This window comes from Arthrobacter sp. NEB 688 (assembly GCF_013201035.1).
GTDB lineage: Bacteria > Actinomycetota > Actinomycetes > Actinomycetales > Dermatophilaceae > Phycicoccus.
Map to the genome: position 1 here is coordinate 1,062,443 of NZ_CP053707.1, position 15,099 is coordinate 1,077,541.

Here is a 15,099-nt window from a genome sequence, read left to right on the forward strand (position 1 = left end):
CCGGCTCCGAGCCGGGGCCCGGTGGACATCTCGGGGTCACCCCGACAGGTGGGGCGCACCGCGGCGGGGGTGAAGGCGGTCACGGTTCGGACACGTCGTGGACGGGGCGTTGACGCGGCGGCGACCGGGTGGGGAGACTGGCGCGGTGACGGATGGGAGCGCTCCCACGGTGACCGGCCCTCCTGAGGTCGGCCACCGTCCGCACCCGTCCGGCACCCGTGCCGCGGCCGCCGTGTGGGAACCCGGCCGCGGCACGGGAGCCGGGCGGCCTCCCACCCTCGCCGAGGTCGCGGCCCATGCGGGGGTGGGCCGCGGCACCGCGTCGCGCGTGCTCAACGACTCCCCGCAGGTCAGCCCATCGGCGCGCGCGGCCGTCCTCGCCGCGGTCGCCGAGCTCGGTTACGTGCCCAACCGGGCCGCGCGCTCGCTCGTCACGCGGCGCACCGACACCGTCGTCCTCGTCGTCTCCGAGCCCGAGGAGCGGGTGTTCGGCGAGCCCTACTTCGCCGGCATCGTCCGCGGCATCGGCGAGCGCCTCACCGAGGCGGGGCTCCAGCTCGTCCTGACGATGGCCGGCGCCGCCGGCGGGCGCGAGCGGGCCGCGGCCTACCTCACCGAGCAGCACGTCGACGGCGTCCTCCTGCTCTCGCTGCACGCCGAGGACCCGCTGCCCGCGCTGCTCGAGGGCCGCGGGGTGCCGACGGTCTGCGGTGGCAGCCCGGCGACCGGCCGCCCGGACTACGTCGTCGACATCGACAACCTCGCCGGCGGACGCAGCGCCGTCGACCACCTCGTCTCCACTGGCCGACGGCGCCTGGCCGTGCTCGCCGGCCCCCAGGACATGTCCTCGGGGCGCGACCGGCTCGTCGGGGCGCTCGACGCCGCCGAGGCCGCGGGGCTCGACCGCGCCGAGGTCGCCGTGGCCGTCGGCGACTACTCCGAGGAGAGCGGGCGCCGGGCGATGGCCGAGGTGCTGGCCGCCGGTCCGCCCCCGGACGGTGTCTTCGCCGCGTCCGACCTCATGGCCGTCGGCGCCCTGCGGGTCCTGCGCGAGGCCGGCCTCGACGTGCCCACCGACGTCGGGCTCGTCGGCTTCGACGACGCCCCGGTCTGCCGCCACACCGACCCCGAGCTGACGAGCGTGCGCCAGCCGGTCGCGCGGATGGGCCGGGTCATGGTCGAGGTCCTGCTCGGCCGCATCGCCGGGCGCGAGGTCCCGCCCGACACCGTCCTCCAGACGCGCCTGGTCGTCAGGGGCTCGACGGCCCGCTGACGAGCACGCCGGCGAGGGCCAGCCGGCGGCGCAGGCGCGGCGCGAGGTCGTCCGGGGCCGAGCTCCCGGCGAGCAGCGCCCCGACCTCGGCCGCGTCGGCCGAGTCCAGCGCCACCCGCCCGACCCGCGTGACGAGCGTCGGTCCCTCCCACCGGGCGGCGAGCCCGTCGCGGACCCGCCAGCGCGGGCCGACCTCGGCGTCGGCGGCGGCGTGCTGCGCGAGCACCCCCAGCGGCTCGGCCCGCTCGGCCGCCCGCGCCCCCCGGGCCAGGGCGGCCGCGAGGTCCTCGTCGCGCACGGCGTCGAGCGCGGCGAGGACGCTCTCGCGCAGCGCCTCCCGGGCGCTCGCGACGGTCCGGGGGTCGAGCACGTCGACGCCCGGGGGCAGGGCCCGTCGCAGCGCGAGGTCGTCGTCGAGGACGCGGCCGACGGCGGCCAGCAGGTCGTCCGCGAGGGTCCGACGGGTCCAGACGTGCACGCCGAAGGTCAGGTGGATGCTCGTGCCGCCGAGGGCGGTCGCCGAGTGCAGCCAGCCCCGGGGCAGGTAGAGGCAGTCGCCGGGGGCGAGCACGGCGTCGACGACCGGCTCCTGCTCGGCGGCGGCCCGGACGTCGTCGCGGTGGTCGGTCCACGGCTGGCCGCGCAGCGGCGCCTCGAGGACGGGCGGCCGCACGCGCCAGTGCTTCTCGCCGGCCACCTGCACGACGAAGACGTCGTGGACGTCGTAGTGGTCGTCGAAGCCGCGGTTCTGCGGCGGCGTGACGTACGCGTTGACCTGCACGGGGTGGCTGAGGGCCGACGACAGCCCACGGGCGGTGTCGGACACCGGCGCCCACGTCCGGTGCAGGCCCTGGAGGACGATGGTCGCGCCGTCGGCGAAGTGCCGCAGCACGCGGTCCTCGCTCACCTGGTCGGTGATGCTCGCGCCGACCCCGCCGCCGAGGGTCAGCTCGCGCGCGTCGAGCGTCGCGCCGTCCTTGGCCATCCGCAGGAACGGCGTGCGCAGCGCCCGGCGCGAGAGCAGCTCGTCGACCGCGTCGGCCCCGAAGCCGTGGGTCGGCGCGGGCAGGTCGGCGGCCCGGGTGAGCAGCGGGGCGCGGTCCCAGTGCTCGGCCGCGAAGCGCTCCGGGGGCAGGGCGACGAACGGCCCGAGCCCCCGGCCGGCCCCCGAGGGGACCGGGGCCGGGGGCCCGGGGTCGTGCACGTCGGTCATCAGGACCCGTCGGCCCCGCCGTCGGCGCCACCGTCGTGCTCGCCGGGCGCACCCGGCTCGCCGGCGCCGCTGTCGGCCGGACCCTCGGCGTCGCCGTCGGCGCCACCGTCCTCCTGGCCGGGGACGGTCTCCTGGCCCGCGCCGCTGTCGGCGGGACCCTCGGCGCCGGCGCCGCCGTCCGCGCCGCCGTCGTGCTCGCCGGGGATGCCGGGAGCGCCGGCGTCGCTGTCGGCCGGTCCTTCGGTCGGGTTCTCGCTCATCGTGCCCACCCTTTCGCCGGGGCGCCGTTGCGGCACCCGAGTCTCCTCATCCCAGCAGGTCAGCGCGCCGTTGTGTGGCTCGCGCGCACGCTGGGACGATGGGCGCATGCCCCTCGACGTCGAGCTGGCCGAGGTCCGCGACTTCCTCGCCGCGCACGAGCCGTTCGCCGGGCTGCCCCCACGCGTCCTCGCGGGGCTGCCGGCGCGGATGTCGCTCGAGTACGTGCGGCGGGGGCGCGAGCTGGTCGCGCGGGGGCAGGAGAACCACCACCTGCACGTCCTGCGGTCGGGGGCGGCCGACGTCCGCGACGCCGAGGGCACGCTCGTCGACCGCGGCGAGCCCGGCAGCTCGTTCGGGTCCATCACGCTGACGCAGGGCACCCCGTCGACCTTCTCGGTCACCGCGATCGAGGACTGCCTCGTCCTCCTCCTGCCCGAGGACGACTTCCACGCCCTCTGCCGCGAGCACCCGGCCTTCGACGCGTTCTTCGACGCCCAGCGCCGCCACCGGATGCGGGGAGCCGTCGCCGGCCTGCACGTCTCGGCCTCGGGGCACGCCATCCTCACGACGCCGGTCCACGAGCTCGTCGCGCGCGACGTCGTCTCGGTGCCGGCGACGGCGAGCATCCGGGAGGCCGCCGCGACGATGACCGCCGAGCGCGTCTCGTCGCTCGTCGTGCTCGACGCCGGGCGGCTCGTCGGCATCCTCACCGACCGCGACCTGCGCAGCCGGGTCCTCGCGGCGGGCACCGACCCCGGGTCGGCCGTGGCCGACGTCATGACGCCCCACCCGGTGACGGCCCCGGCGGAGTCGCTGGCGTTCGAGGCGCTGCTGACGATGACGAGCCGGCACATCCACCACCTGCCGCTCGTCGACGCGGCGGGCCGGCCGGCCGGGGTCGTCACGACGACCGACCTGCTGCGGCTGGAGGAGGCCAACCCGGTCTACCTCGCCGGCGACGTCGCCCGTCAGCCGGACGTCGAGGGCGTCGCCCGGGCGGCCTCGCGGCTGCCGCGGGTCGTCGAGGGGCTCGTCGGGCAGGACGCCTCGGCCGAGGACATCGGCCGGGTCGTCACGGCCGTCGGCGACGCCGTCGAGCGGCGGCTCATCGCCCTCGTCGAGGAGGAGATGGGACCGGCGCCGGTGCCCTACTGCTGGCTGGCGCTCGGGTCGCGGGGGCGGCTCGAGCAGGCGCTCGCCAGCGACCAGGACACCGCGCTCGTCATCGACGACGCCGTCGACGACGCGGGCCTGGCGTGGTTCGCGACGTTCGCCGAGCGGGTCACCGAGGCCCTCGTGCGCTGCGGCCTGCCCCGGTGCTCCGGCGGGGTGATGGCGAGCAACCCCCGCTGGCGGCGGACGCTGCGCGGGTGGCGGCGCGAGCTGTCGTCGTGGGTCACCACCCCCACCCCGGAGGCGGTGCTGCACTCCTCGATCGTCTTCGACCTGCGGCCGGTCCACGGGGACGCGTCGCTGCACGCCCGCCTCCAGCAGCACGTCCTCGCGGTCACGCCCTCGGCCCCGACCTTCCTCGCCCACCTCGCGCGGCAGGCGACGGAGCACGAGCCGCCGCTCGGCTTCTTCCGGGGCCTGGTGCTCGAGAAGGCCGGCGAGCACCGGGACCGGCTGGAGGTCAAGCGCGGCGGCATCCTCCCCGTCGTCGAGCTGGCCCGGGTCCACGCCCTCGCGACCGGGTCCCCGGCGCTCACCACCCGCGCCCGCCTCGAGGACGCCCGGCTGGCCGGCGCGCTCGCGGACGACCTCGCCGACGACCTGCGCGACGCCTTCGAGTTCCTCGGCTACGTGCGGCTGCGCCACCAGTCCGCGCAGGTGCGGGACGGCCGGCCGCCCGACGACTTCGTCGACCCGGGGACCCTCTCCAGCTTCGAGAAGCGCCACCTGCGGGAGGCCTTCGCCATCGTCCGCTCGGCCCAGCAGGCGCTCGGGCGCCGCCACCACACCCGGTACGTCTCGTGAGCGGGGCCGCGTGAGCCTGCTGCGCCGCACGGTCGCCGAGCGGCGCGAGCGCGCCCTGCGCCGGGTCGCCCCCGGCCCGCTCGCCGACCTCCTCGCGTCACCGTCGCCGCCGCGCGACACCCCGCTCGCGCACCTGCCGCTGCTCGCCGTCGACGTCGAGACGACCGGGCTGGACCCGGCCCGCGACCGGGTCCTGTCGCTCGGCTGGGTGCCGGTCGACGGGGGGCGCATCGACCTCGGCCGAGCCGGGGGGCACGTGGTCGCCGACGCGGGGGAGGTGGGGCGCAGCGCGACCGTGCACGGCATCACCGACGACGCCCTCGCCGCCGGGCTCCCGCTGGAGGAGGCGCTCGGCGCGCTCCTGCGGGCCCTCGCCGGGCGGGTGATGCTCGCGCACTTCGCCCGGGTCGAGACGACCTTCCTCGGCGCCGCGTGCGAGCGGCTCTGGGGGGCGGGGCTGCCGGTCGAGGTCGTCGACACCCTCGAGCTGGAGCGACGGGCCCTCGGCCCGGGGTGGGACGCCGCGTCCGACCCGGGGGCGCTGCGGCTGTGGACCGCCCGGGCGCGCCACGGCCTGCCGGTCTACCGGGCGCACGAGGCGGTGACCGACGCGCTCGCCTGCGCCGAGCTCTACCTCGCGCAGCGGGCGCACCTCGAGGCCCCGGGGACGACGACGACCCTCCGCCACGTGGTGGCGTGAGGGTCGGTCTGCGTGCTGCTGGGCCCCCGGTGGGTGCTCAGATGTGACGCGGGGTGGCGGACTGCGCGAGGAGGTAGATCTCGTGCGTCTCGCGGACGAGGTCGCGGTCGACCTGGCCGTCCCAGCCACGCCCGGAGAGGCGGTTGGTACGGAGGGTGCTCGCGAGGTGACGGGCCTTCTGGACGGAGAGCGATGCGGCGTTCATGACGTCCATGATCCGCCTGCAGATCGTGCAGCACAACGCGACTTTGCTGAAGTATCCCGCAGTAACGCTTAACATTGGTGGATGCTCGACCCGCACCGCCTCACGGTCTTCCGCTCGGTCGTCGCCAGCGGCTCGGTCCAGGCCGCCGCCGACAACCTCGGCCTCACCTCCTCGGCCGTCAGCCAGCACCTCGCGGCGCTCCAGCGCGAGACCGGGCTGACCCTCTTCCAGCGCTCCGGACGGGGCATCGTCCCGACCGAGGCGGCCCTCGTCCTCGACGAGCAGAGCGACGAGCCGATGAGCCAGTGGAGCCGCCTCGAGCACGTCGTCTCCGACCTGCGCGACGGCCGCTCGGGACGCCTGTCCATCGGCTACTTCGCGAGCGCCGGGTCGGCCTGGATGCCGAGCCTCGTGCGCCGGCTGACGAGCGAGTTCCCCGACCTCGTCCTCGAGCTGCGGCTCAACGAGGTCGAGCAGCGTGGCCCCCGCCCGGACCTCGACCTCGCGATCGACCCGCCGGACACCCCGCTGCCCGCCGGCCTGCGCCGCGTCGACCTCACCGACGACCCGTTCGTGGCGGTGCTCCCGCGCGACCACGCGCTCGCCGGGGAGGCGCAGATCGCGCTGACCGACCTGCGCGGCGAGACGTGGGTGAGCAGCGACTACCCGCACGCGGTCGGGCACCGCCTGCTGGTGGCGGCCTGCGCGGCGGTCGGGCTGCGGCCCCGCTTCACGGTGCAGGCCCAGGACCACCACACGGCCATCGGCTTCGTGGCGGCCGGCGTCGGCGTCTCGGTGATGCCGGGCCTCGCGGCGCGAGGACTGCCGCCGTCGGTCGTGCGCGTCGACCTCGCCCCGCCGGCGCCGGTGCGCCACCTCTCGGCCGTCGTGCGCCAGCTCGGGGCCTCGAGCGCCCCGGCCGAGCGCGCGGTGCAGCTCCTCGAGGAGCTCATCTCGCACCCGGCCTGGTCCCCGCGGCGGCGCTCGGCGCGCTGAGGCGGCCGGTCCGCGCGCGGCGGGTCAGCGGCGGTCGGACCAGTAGAGGGCGCGGGCCGGGCAGAAGGCGAGGGCGCGGTCGCCGTCCGGTCGGGGCACGTGCGCGTCGTCGACGACGGGGTAGCCCCACTCGTCGAGGCGGACCCGCCCGGCCAGGAGCGTGGCGCAGACCCCGTGGCCGGTGCAGGCGACGCGGTCGACCCGCAGCGCCGGGGCGGGCTCAGGCGTGGTGGGCACGGGTGCTCCTCTCGTGCGCCGGGCAGGTCCCGGCGGCGTGGGCGTCGAGGTGGGGGCCGAGCGCCCGCAGCGCCGAGGCGGCGAAGTGCGAGACGCCGTCGGGGAAGCGGCAGGCCCCGCGGTCGGGCAGCAGGCCCGCGTGCCGGCGCACCTCGTGCACGGCGGCGGGGCCGGGGTCGGCGGCGAGGCGGTCCCAGGCGGCGGCGAGCGCCGGCACCCCGAACATGCACGGACCGCACTGCCCGGCGGTCTCCCCGGCGGCGTACCGCAGGTACCCGCCGACGGTGCGGACGGGGCAGCGCTGCGGGTCGAGGACGTCGACGACCCCCGGCCCGATCGTGGCGCCCACCGTCGCGAGGTCCTCGCCGGTCCAGCGCAGCGCCCGGAGGGAGCGCAGCGGGACGAGCGCCCCGCCGAGGCCCCCGACGACGACGTGCTCGGCGCCCTCCTGCGGCGCGGCGGCCGCGAGGAGGTCGGCGACCGGCACCCCGGCGCGCGTCTCGAGGACGCCGGGCCACGCGACGGCGCCGGTCAGGGTGACCAGGCGGGGCCCGGGCTCGGCGTCGGTGCCGACCGAGCGGAACCACGCCGGCCCGTGGGTCGCGACCTGGGCGATGCGCCACACGGTCTCGGCGTTGAGGACGACGGTCGGCGGCACGCGGCGACCCTGGGCGTCCCGGCCGCCCGTGACGAAGGGGCGGCGCTTGGTCATCGGGCGCGCCAGGCCGCCCTGCGCGGCGGAGACGAGGGCGCTCTCCTCCGAGGAGACGTAGCGCCCCGGGATCTCGAGCACGTCGAGGCCCGCGGCGGCGAGCAGCGCGGCGGTGCGCGAGCCCCGGTGGGTGGCGAAGCGGATGCTCCGGCCCCGGCCGGGCGCGACGAGGTGGGCTCCCTCGACGAGCTCGGCGAGGTGGTGCTCGACGACGAAGGCATCCTTGGCGGCGCCGACCTCGCCGTCGCAGGCGTTGACGACGAGGTGGGCGCCGTGGTCGTGGGCGGCCGCGACCTTGACGCCGGTGCTGAACGCCGCGCCGCCCCGGCCGGTCAGCCCGGCGGCGTGCAGGTCCTCGACGAGGCTCACGACCACTCACCCCCGAGGACGACGTCGCGGCGGGCCCGGTCGGCGTGCGTGGCGAGCAGGCGCCACACGACGGCCGCGACGCCGACGGCCCCGCACGCCGCGGTGACGGCCCGCAGGCCCGGCTGGTCGGAGGTGCCGAGCGCGAAGCCGTGCACGAGGGCGCTCGGCCAGAGGGCGTAGGTGGCCCGGTGCACCCACCGCCAGGCGCGCTCGGGCAGGTGCGGCCGCAGCCACGAGGTCGCCGCGACGACGGCCAGCAGGTCGAGCGCGAGCGTGCCGAGCCCGACCCAGAACCGCTCGTAGCCGCTCGTGAACGGCAGCACGGCGGAGACGGCGTCGATGCTCACGTAGGTCTCGGCGACGGCCGTCGCGACGTGGACGGTGACGAAGGTGAGCATCCCGAGGGAGAGCCAGCGGTGCACGGCCATGACGACGGTCGCGGACTCGCCGTGCGGCCGGCGCCGGCCGGCGGTGACGACGCCGAGGTCGACGACGGCGGTGAGCAGGACGATGCTCGCGACGCCGGTCGCGCGCGAGAGGTACCAGAGTGCCTCGTTCACGAGGTCACCTCCGTGGGGTCGGGCCAGCCGGGGGTGGTGACGACGGCGTGGCCGGTGTCGAGGCGGGCGGGCAGGCCGGCGGCCGCGAGCCAGGCGGGGGCGTCGTCGCCGAGGACGACCGCCGCGGTCGAGGCGGCGTTGGCCTCGAGGGCGCTCGCCGCGACGACGGTGACCTGCGCCCACGTCGCCGGGGCCGTGGCGCCGGTGCGGGGGTCGAGGACGTGGTGGCGGGTGCTGCCGTCGGCGACGGCCCAGGTGCGCCGCCGGGTCGAGCTCGTCGCGACGGCCTGGCCGCGCCGCAGGGCGAGCACCTGGACGACGCCACCGTCGACGTCCTCGACGCCGACCCGCCAGCCGTCCTGCGGCACGGGGCCGCCCACGGCGATGTCGCCGCCGAGGTCGACGAGGAAGCCCCCGGGCAGCCGGGTCGCGAGCCGGTCGGCGAGGACGTCGGCGGCGTGCGCCTTGGCGGTGGCCCCGAGGTCGAGCAGGCAGCCCGCGGGGACCTCGACGCGGTCGGTCGCCGCGTCGAGGTGGATGCTGCGCCAGCCGGGCACGGGGGCGGCCTGGAGCACCGACGCCGTGCGGCCGCGGACGACCTCCAGGTCAGCGTCGTAGCCGGAGGCCGCGACCGCCCGCCCGACCGTGGGGTCGACGAGCCCGTCCGTGAGGCGTGCGGCGCGCAGTGCCGCCCGCAGGCTGCTCGCGAGGACGGGGGAGACGAGCGCGCCGGCGGGACCGTGGGCGGCGGCCGCGGCGAGCCGGCTCACCTCGGAGTCGGGCCGGAAGCGCGAGGCGGCCCGGTCGAGGTCCGCGAGGTGGTCGCGCACGATCGCCTCCGCCTCGGCGAGCACGAGCGGCTCGGTCACGAGGAGCCGGACGCTCGTGCCGATGGCCTCGAGCTCGGTCGCCGCCGGGAAGGTGAGGGTCGACGGTGCGGGGGGCACGGCCGGTGCCTCAGGACCCGTGGGTCGTCGACTGCGACGACCCGCTGCTGCCGGACACCCCACCGGTGGAGGAGAACCCGGACGCCCCCGACGAGCTGCTGCTCGACCCGGACGAGCTGCTCGAGTCGTCCGAGCCGGAGGAGGCCGACCCCGAGGAGCCGTCGTCCGTCGAGGTCGACGTCGTCGCGGCGCTCGCCGTGGTCGTCGTCGTCGCGGTCGCGAGGTGATATCCGGCGACCCCGGTGGTCAGGGCGGCGGCGAGCACGGCTCCGGCCGTCCAGGCCTTGGCCCGCTGCAGGGCACGAGGGGTGGTGCGCATGGTGGTCGCCTCCGGGGGAGTCGGGACGTGCTGACCCCTCGACCATCCGCCCCAGCGCTGTGGCGGACCTGTGCGACCTCGATGCCTCCTCTGTGCCCTGCTCGCGGGTCAGGCGCGGGGTGCGACGGGCTCCCGCACCTCGGCGGCGTCCGCGGCCTCGGCCGGCGTGGTCCGGGCGTCCTCCTGCGCGAGGTGGTCGGCGAGCCGCACGCCCTCGACGTCGAGGTCGGGCAGCAGCCGGTCGAGCCAGCGGGGCATCCACCAGGCGCGCTCGCCGAGGAGGTGCATGACCGCCGGCGTCAGCGTCATCCGGACGACGAAGGCGTCGACGAGCACGCCCACCGCGAGGCCGAAGCCGATCGGCCGGACCATCACGAGGTGGCTGAAGGCGAAGCCGAGGAAGACCGAGGTCATGATGATCGCCGCGGCCGTGACGACCTTGACGCCGTGGACGAACCCGGAGCGCACCGCGGTGCGGGCGTCCTCGCCGTGGGCCCGCGACTCGTGCATCCCGGAGACGAGGAACATCTGGTAGTCCATCGCCAGGCCGAAGAGGACGCCGATGAGGATGATCGGCATGAACGACAGGATCGGGCCCGGCTGGGTGACCCCGAACCAGTCGCCGAGCCAGCCCCACTGGTGCACCGCGACGGTCGCGCCGAACGCCGCGACGACCGAGAGCAGGAACCCGCCGGTGGCGACGAGCGGCACGACGACCGACCGGAAGACGACCATGAGGATGAGCAGCGAGAGGCCGACGACGACCGTCAGGTAGAACGGCAGCGCGCCCTGCAGGCGGTCGGAGATCTCGATGTTCGCCACGGTCTGGCCGGTGAGACCGATCTCGACGCCGTCGTGGCGCTCCAGCAGCGAGGCGACGCCGCGGATGCCGTCGATCGTGGCCGGCGTCCCCTCGTCGGCCGGGCCGGTGCTCGGGACGACCTGGAAGGCGAGCGTCTCCTTGTCCTCGCTCACGCCGAAGGGCACGACGCTGACGACGCCGTCGACCCCGCGCAGGGCCGAGGCGATGCTGGCCTGGGCGTCGAGGACCTGCGCGTCGGTGCGCGTCCCGTCGACGGCCGGCAGCTCCGCGACGGCGACGACCGGGCCGTTCATCCCGGGCCCGAACTCGTCGGCCACGGCGGTGTAGGCGGTGTACGCGCTGGAGCCGGTCGGCTCGCTGCCGCCGTCGGGCAGGCCGAGGCGCATGTCGAGGGCGGGCACGGCCATGACGCCGACGAGGGCGACGACGCCGAGGACGGTCAGCCACGGGCGGCGGGTGACGGCGCCGACGTACCAGGCACCGTGCTCCTCCGGGCGGTCGGCGGCGGTGTCGGGGCGGCTCGAGGCGTCCGCGGGGGTCGCGAACCCGGCCTTGCGCCAGGCCCTCCGTGAGACGATGCGCGTGCCCATGAGGCGCATGACCGCCGGGGCGACGGTCACCGCGACGAGCACGGACACGGCGACGGTGACGGCGGCGACCAGGCCCATCTCGGCGAGGATCGGGATGCCCGACAGGACGAGGGCGGCCAGGGCGATGACGACCGTGGCGCCGGCGAAGGTGACCGCCGAGCCGGCGGTCGCGACCGAGCGGGCGACCGACTCGCGCAGCGGCATCCCGTGGAGGATGTTCGCGCGGTGCCGGTTGACGATGAAGAGGGCGTAGTCGATGCCGACCGCGAGGCCGAGCATCAGCGCGAGCGCCGGGGTCGTCGAGTTGAGCTCGATGAACGCGGTCGCCGCCATCGCCCCGCCGAGGCCCACGCCGACGCCGAGCAGCGCGACGAGCAGCGGCAGGCCGGCCGCGACGAGGCTGCCGAGCACGAGGACGAGCACGAGGAGCGCGACGGCGAGGCCGAGGATCTCGCCGGGACCGATGAACTCGAGCGCCTGGGTGATCTCGACGCTGTAGCTCGGCGTGACGCCGGCGGCCTCGAGGATCGGGTCGCCCTTCTCGGGGATGAGCGCGCGGTCCTCCGGCGCGATGGACTGCGCGTTGTCGTCGAACTGCACCTGGATGACGGCGTAGCGGCCGTCCTCGCTGACCAGCCGGGTGCCGGCGGAGGCGTCGGCGACCGTCTTGCCGTCGGCGTACTGCGCCTCGCCGGCGAGCAGCTGCTCACGGGCGTCGTCGAGCTTCTGCTGACCCTCGGCGACCTGGCGCTGGCCGTCCTCGACCTGGGCGCGCAGGTCGGCCGTCGCCTGCCCGTCGGGGTCGGTCTTCTCGAGCTGCGCCAGGAAGGCCTCGCCGCCCGCGAGCTGCCCCTTCGCGTCGGCGAGCTGCGCGGTGCCGCTCTCGAGCTGCGCGCGGCCGTCGGCCAGCTGCTCCTGGCTGTCGGCGAGCTTCTGCGCGGACTCGTCGATCTGCTGCTGGGCCGCGAAGGGGTCGACGACGCGCTGGACGTGCGGCACGGTCTTCCACGTGTCCATCGCCTCGGTGATTGCCTGCTTCTGCGCGTCCGTGAACGACCCGGAGTCACTCTCGACGACGACCCGGCCGAAGCCGCCTGCGGCCGAGGGGATCTCGGTGCCGAGCCGCTCGACGACCCGCTCGAACTCGGTGCCCGGGATGGAGACCTGGTTGGTGAGCGGCGTGCCGACCGTGCCGGCGAGGGTGCCGACGGCGACGAGCACCGCGACCCAGGCGGCCAGCACGCGCCAGGCGTGCGCGGCGCACCAGCGGCCGATGCGGTAGAGGGCGGTGGACATGGGGGCCTCCGGGGCGGGCGAGAGGGTGGGGCGGGGGACGGTCGGGTCAGGCGGGTCGGACGGCGGTGTCCGGCAGGAGCGGTCGGGACAGGCTCGTCAGGGCCTCGGCGAAGGTCGCGAGGAACCCGGGGGCGTCGGCGGCCGCGGGATCGGTGACGGCGTGGCGGGCCCAGACCCGCAGCGCGGCCTCCCCGGCGCCGACGACGGTGCTCGCGAGGGTGGCGACCTGGAGCTCGGTCGGACCCGGGCCGAGGCGCTCGCGCAGCCACGCCTCGAACCAGTCGAGCCACGAGTGCAGCTCGCCGAGGATGAGGCCCTTCGCGTGCGGCGAGGCCTCGCCGGCGGCGGCGAGGGCGCCGATGCGCTGCACGAGGTCGAGGTCGGTCGGGTCGTCGACGACCGAGAGGAGGGAGTCGCGGACGCTCTCGCCGGCGGGGCGGTCCTCGAGGCGGCGGCTCAGCGACGCGAAGAACTCGGCGACGCTCGCGGTGAGCACGGACTCGACCGAGGGGAAGTAGTTGAAGAACGTCCGGCGCGAGACGCCGGCGCGGTCGGCGACGGCCTCGGCGGTCACGGCGTCGACGCCCTCGTCGCGGACGATCTGGTAGGCCGCCAGGGCGAGGTCGTGACGGGTGCGCTCGCGCTTGCGGTCGCGCAGCGAGGTCGTCACGCAGCTCGGTCGGGTCACCGGACGAGCGTAGGCATCTCTTGCACTCCGGTGCAAATCTGCACCGCCATGCATGGACAGCCCGGCCCACGCCTCCCACCCACCCCGCGCATCCAGCGGGCGCCGTCGAGAGGAGGCAACACGCCGACGGATGACGCCGCGCGCCTGCGTGTCGCCTCCTCTCGATGGCGCGCCTCTCACGAACGTGTGTGAACACGCCGGGGAAGCCCGGCGAGTTCACACACGTTCGCGGGAGGAGACGGGGGTCAGGTGTCGCGGGTCAGGCGGTCGAGGGCGCGCCGGGCCGTGGCGGCGGCGTCCTGGGCGGTGCGCTCGTCCCGCGTCGTCGCGAGCTGGGCCCGCCGGGCGTCGTGCTCGGCCTCGGTGGCGGCGCCGAGCTCGGCCTCGAGCGCGAGCACCGCGGCCCGCGCCTCCTCGAGCCGCGCCCCGACCTCCTCGCGGCGCCGGCCGGCCGAGGTCGCCCGCCGCCGCGCCTCCCCGGCCGCCTCGCTCGCCCGGGCCAGCGCCGCCTCCGCCTCGGCGGATGCCGTGCGCGCGGCGGCGAGCGCGGCCTCGTCGCGAGCCGCCCGGTCGACCGCGGGCCGGCGCGCCGGCGCCGCCCCGCCCTCCGGCCCGAGGGCCACGACCCGCGACAGGTCGACGGGCTCGAGGCCGCTCGCGCTCACGGTGTCGACGAGCCGGCCGGTGGCCAGCGCCGCGCCGACCCCGGCGTCGACCATCGCCGAGCGCAGCGTCTCCTCGACGGCGCCGACGACGGCCGCCGACACCGGCTTGCCCTCACCGCGTACCGCGTCGACCGCCTGCCGCGCCACCGCCCGGGTCAGCTCGCGGCGCTGTGCGTCGAGCGCCCGCAGCTCGGCGGCGGCCAGCGTGCCCTGGGCGGCCCGCAGCCGCGCACCGAGCTCGAGCACGCCGTGCACCTGCTCCGGGTCGTCGCGGACCAGCCGGTTGAGCACCCACGCCCCGGCCACCGGCCGGCGCAGCGCCTTGACGGACGCCGCCAGCCCGGCATCCCCAGTCGACTTCGCCTGCGCCGCAGCCGTGTTGCGAGCCGCGATGAACTCCTCGGGCCGCAGCCCGTAGAGCTCGTCGGCGACCTCCTCGATGCTCACGCGCCCCATCGTCGCAGCCCCCGGCCCCGGACGCCCGGGCCCGGCACCGTCAGCCGCCGAGCGAGCCGACGGCGTGCGCCACGATGAGCAGCGACACGAGCAGCGCGGCGGTGGCCTCGCTGGCCATGAGCAGCTTGGCCCGGGTGCTCAGCGGCATCGTGTCGGTCGGGCTGAAGGCGCTGGAGTTGGTCACCGACACGTAGAGGTAGTCGACGAACAGCGGCACCCATCCGCTCGTGCGGCTCGCCGTCGCGGCCACCTCGGTGACGGTGTCGTGGTCCTCGTCCTGCGAGAAGCGCCAGTCGGCGGGCGGCAGCCGGTCGCGGCGCTCGCGGTGGCGCGCCACGGGGCCGCCGCGGTCGAGCTCCCAGTAGAGGAGGGCGTAGCCGACGACCCCGGTGAGCCACACCTGCATCCCGCCGAGCAGCAGCCCGCCGGGGTCGGCCGAGTCGCTCGAGAGGGTCGCGACGAGCATCCCGAGCGCGACGAGGTTGGTGACGATGACGAGCGCGGCCAGCGCGACCGACACCCACCGCGACCACCGCGTCTGGCGGACGAGGCGCACCGGGTTGGCGCTGACGACCGCGACGAGCAGCAGCACCTCGACCGCCGGGATGACGAAGCGCGGGCCGACGAGGAGCGGCTGCGGCAGCAGGGCGTAGGTGACGATGGCGACGAGCACCGCGAGCGCGGGCGGCAGGCGGTGCTCACCCTCGCCGGAGCGGCGGTGCTCCAGCTCGGCGTCCAGGTCGTCGCGCGCCATCCCCGGACCGTATCGCCGCCCGGGCCCCTCGCGACCCGACCGCTGCGCACGGGTCCCG

Annotated in this window: 16 protein-coding genes; 5 read left to right on the forward strand and 11 right to left on the reverse strand. The window is 76.7% G+C overall.

All coding sequences use genetic code 11. From position 1 onward, the window contains the following. The first annotated feature begins 304 nt into the window (after positions 1–304). Complete coding sequence (locus HL663_RS05045; RefSeq protein WP_216842732.1) at positions 305–1,273, forward strand: LacI family DNA-binding transcriptional regulator; 969 nt, start codon at positions 305–307, stop codon at positions 1,271–1,273. Here HL663_RS05045 and HL663_RS05050 read toward each other — a convergent pair. Together HL663_RS05050 and HL663_RS05055 are read right to left on the reverse strand one after the other, a co-directional pair. Then, positions 1,251–2,486: a cupin domain-containing protein gene (locus tag HL663_RS05050; protein WP_173027346.1), complete on the reverse strand. Its 1,236-nt coding sequence runs from the start codon at positions 2,484–2,486 to the stop codon at positions 1,251–1,253. The genes HL663_RS05045 and HL663_RS05050 overlap by 23 nt on opposite strands. After that, on the reverse strand, positions 2,486–2,746 hold the full coding sequence (locus HL663_RS05055) for a BatC protein (RefSeq protein ID WP_173027347.1): 261 nt from the start codon (positions 2,744–2,746) through the stop codon (positions 2,486–2,488). Before HL663_RS05055 ends, HL663_RS05050 begins: the two co-directional genes overlap by 1 nt. Positions 2,747–2,852: 106 nt before the next feature. Between HL663_RS05055 and HL663_RS05060 the strand changes: the two genes are divergently transcribed. Continuing rightward, positions 2,853–4,724 (forward strand): DUF294 nucleotidyltransferase-like domain-containing protein, encoded by a 1,872-nt coding sequence (locus HL663_RS05060; RefSeq protein WP_173027348.1) that lies wholly within the window; start codon positions 2,853–2,855, stop codon positions 4,722–4,724. Between the two features lie 10 nt (positions 4,725–4,734). Then, the gene (locus HL663_RS05065; protein ID WP_173027349.1) at positions 4,735–5,424 is read left to right on the forward strand and encodes an exonuclease domain-containing protein; all 690 of its coding nucleotides are present in this window, start codon (positions 4,735–4,737) and stop codon (positions 5,422–5,424) included. Positions 5,425–5,461: 37 nt separating this feature from the next. Here the strand turns inward: HL663_RS05065 and HL663_RS05070 are convergent, their stop codons facing one another. Beyond that, positions 5,462–5,629 (reverse strand): hypothetical protein, encoded by a 168-nt coding sequence (locus tag HL663_RS05070; RefSeq protein WP_173027350.1) that lies wholly within the window; start codon positions 5,627–5,629, stop codon positions 5,462–5,464. An 81-nt stretch (positions 5,630–5,710) separates the two neighbouring features. Between HL663_RS05070 and HL663_RS05075 the strand changes: the two genes are divergently transcribed. Further along, positions 5,711–6,625 carry a LysR family transcriptional regulator gene (locus HL663_RS05075; protein WP_173027351.1) on the forward strand — a complete coding sequence of 305 codons (915 nt, stop codon included), beginning with the start codon at positions 5,711–5,713 and terminating at the stop codon, positions 6,623–6,625. Between the two features lie 24 nt (positions 6,626–6,649). On the opposite strand, the gene HL663_RS05080 is transcribed toward HL663_RS05075, so the two are convergent. From HL663_RS05080 to HL663_RS05095, 4 genes are read right to left on the reverse strand one after another with little or no spacing between them, the layout of a single operon-like run. Further along, the gene (locus HL663_RS05080; RefSeq protein WP_173027352.1) at positions 6,650–6,862 is read right to left on the reverse strand and encodes a ferredoxin; all 213 of its coding nucleotides are present in this window, start codon (positions 6,860–6,862) and stop codon (positions 6,650–6,652) included. Further along, positions 6,846–7,943 carry an NADH-ubiquinone oxidoreductase-F iron-sulfur binding region domain-containing protein gene (locus HL663_RS05085; protein ID WP_173027353.1) on the reverse strand — a complete coding sequence of 366 codons (1,098 nt, stop codon included), beginning with the start codon at positions 7,941–7,943 and terminating at the stop codon, positions 6,846–6,848. The genes HL663_RS05080 and HL663_RS05085 overlap by 17 nt, the downstream gene beginning before the upstream one ends. Further along, the gene (locus HL663_RS05090; protein WP_173027354.1) at positions 7,940–8,503 is read right to left on the reverse strand and encodes a ferric reductase-like transmembrane domain-containing protein; all 564 of its coding nucleotides are present in this window, start codon (positions 8,501–8,503) and stop codon (positions 7,940–7,942) included. Before HL663_RS05090 ends, HL663_RS05085 begins: the two co-directional genes overlap by 4 nt. Continuing rightward, positions 8,500–9,450 (reverse strand): FAD:protein FMN transferase, encoded by a 951-nt coding sequence (locus HL663_RS05095; protein WP_173027355.1) that lies wholly within the window; start codon positions 9,448–9,450, stop codon positions 8,500–8,502. The genes HL663_RS05090 and HL663_RS05095 overlap by 4 nt, the downstream gene beginning before the upstream one ends. Before the next feature lie 5 nt (positions 9,451–9,455). On the opposite strand from HL663_RS05095, the gene HL663_RS05100 reads away from it, so the two are divergent. Then, a complete protein-coding gene (locus tag HL663_RS05100) occupies positions 9,456–9,677 on the forward strand; it encodes a hypothetical protein (protein WP_173027356.1) in 222 nt (73 codons plus the stop codon). A gap of 200 nt (positions 9,678–9,877) precedes the next feature. Here the strand turns inward: HL663_RS05100 and HL663_RS05105 are convergent, their stop codons facing one another. From HL663_RS05105 to HL663_RS05120, 4 genes are all read right to left on the reverse strand, one after another. Next, positions 9,878–12,478 carry an MMPL family transporter gene (locus HL663_RS05105; RefSeq protein ID WP_173027357.1) on the reverse strand — a complete coding sequence of 867 codons (2,601 nt, stop codon included), beginning with the start codon at positions 12,476–12,478 and terminating at the stop codon, positions 9,878–9,880. Between the two features lie 46 nt (positions 12,479–12,524). After that, complete coding sequence (locus HL663_RS05110) at positions 12,525–13,166, reverse strand: TetR/AcrR family transcriptional regulator (protein WP_173027358.1); 642 nt, start codon at positions 13,164–13,166, stop codon at positions 12,525–12,527. A gap of 245 nt (positions 13,167–13,411) precedes the next feature. After that, entirely contained in the window at positions 13,412–14,278 is an 867-nt protein-coding gene (locus HL663_RS05115) for a hypothetical protein (protein ID WP_173027359.1), read from the reverse strand. Positions 14,279–14,327: 49 nt separating this feature from the next. Next, positions 14,328–15,041 carry a hypothetical protein gene (locus HL663_RS05120; protein ID WP_173027360.1) on the reverse strand — a complete coding sequence of 238 codons (714 nt, stop codon included), beginning with the start codon at positions 15,039–15,041 and terminating at the stop codon, positions 14,328–14,330. Positions 15,042–15,099: the final 58 nt, after the last annotated feature.

Bases quoted from the DNA above. Each gene is read 5' to 3' on its own strand.
- HL663_RS05050 (WP_173027346.1), bottom strand. From the start codon at position 2,486: ATGACCGACGTGCACGACCCCGGGCCCCCGGCCCCGGTCCCCTCGGGG.
- HL663_RS05055 (WP_173027347.1), bottom strand. From the start codon at position 2,746: ATGAGCGAGAACCCGACCGAAGGACCGGCCGACAGCGACGCCGGCGCT.
- HL663_RS05060 (WP_173027348.1), top strand. From the start codon at position 2,853: ATGCCCCTCGACGTCGAGCTGGCCGAGGTCCGCGACTTCCTCGCCGCG.
- HL663_RS05070 (WP_173027350.1), bottom strand. From the start codon at position 5,629: ATGAACGCCGCATCGCTCTCCGTCCAGAAGGCCCGTCACCTCGCGAGC.
- HL663_RS05075 (WP_173027351.1), top strand. From the start codon at position 5,711: ATGCTCGACCCGCACCGCCTCACGGTCTTCCGCTCGGTCGTCGCCAGC.
- HL663_RS05105 (WP_173027357.1), bottom strand. From the start codon at position 12,478: ATGTCCACCGCCCTCTACCGCATCGGCCGCTGGTGCGCCGCGCACGCC.
- HL663_RS05120 (WP_173027360.1), bottom strand. From the start codon at position 15,041: ATGGCGCGCGACGACCTGGACGCCGAGCTGGAGCACCGCCGCTCCGGC.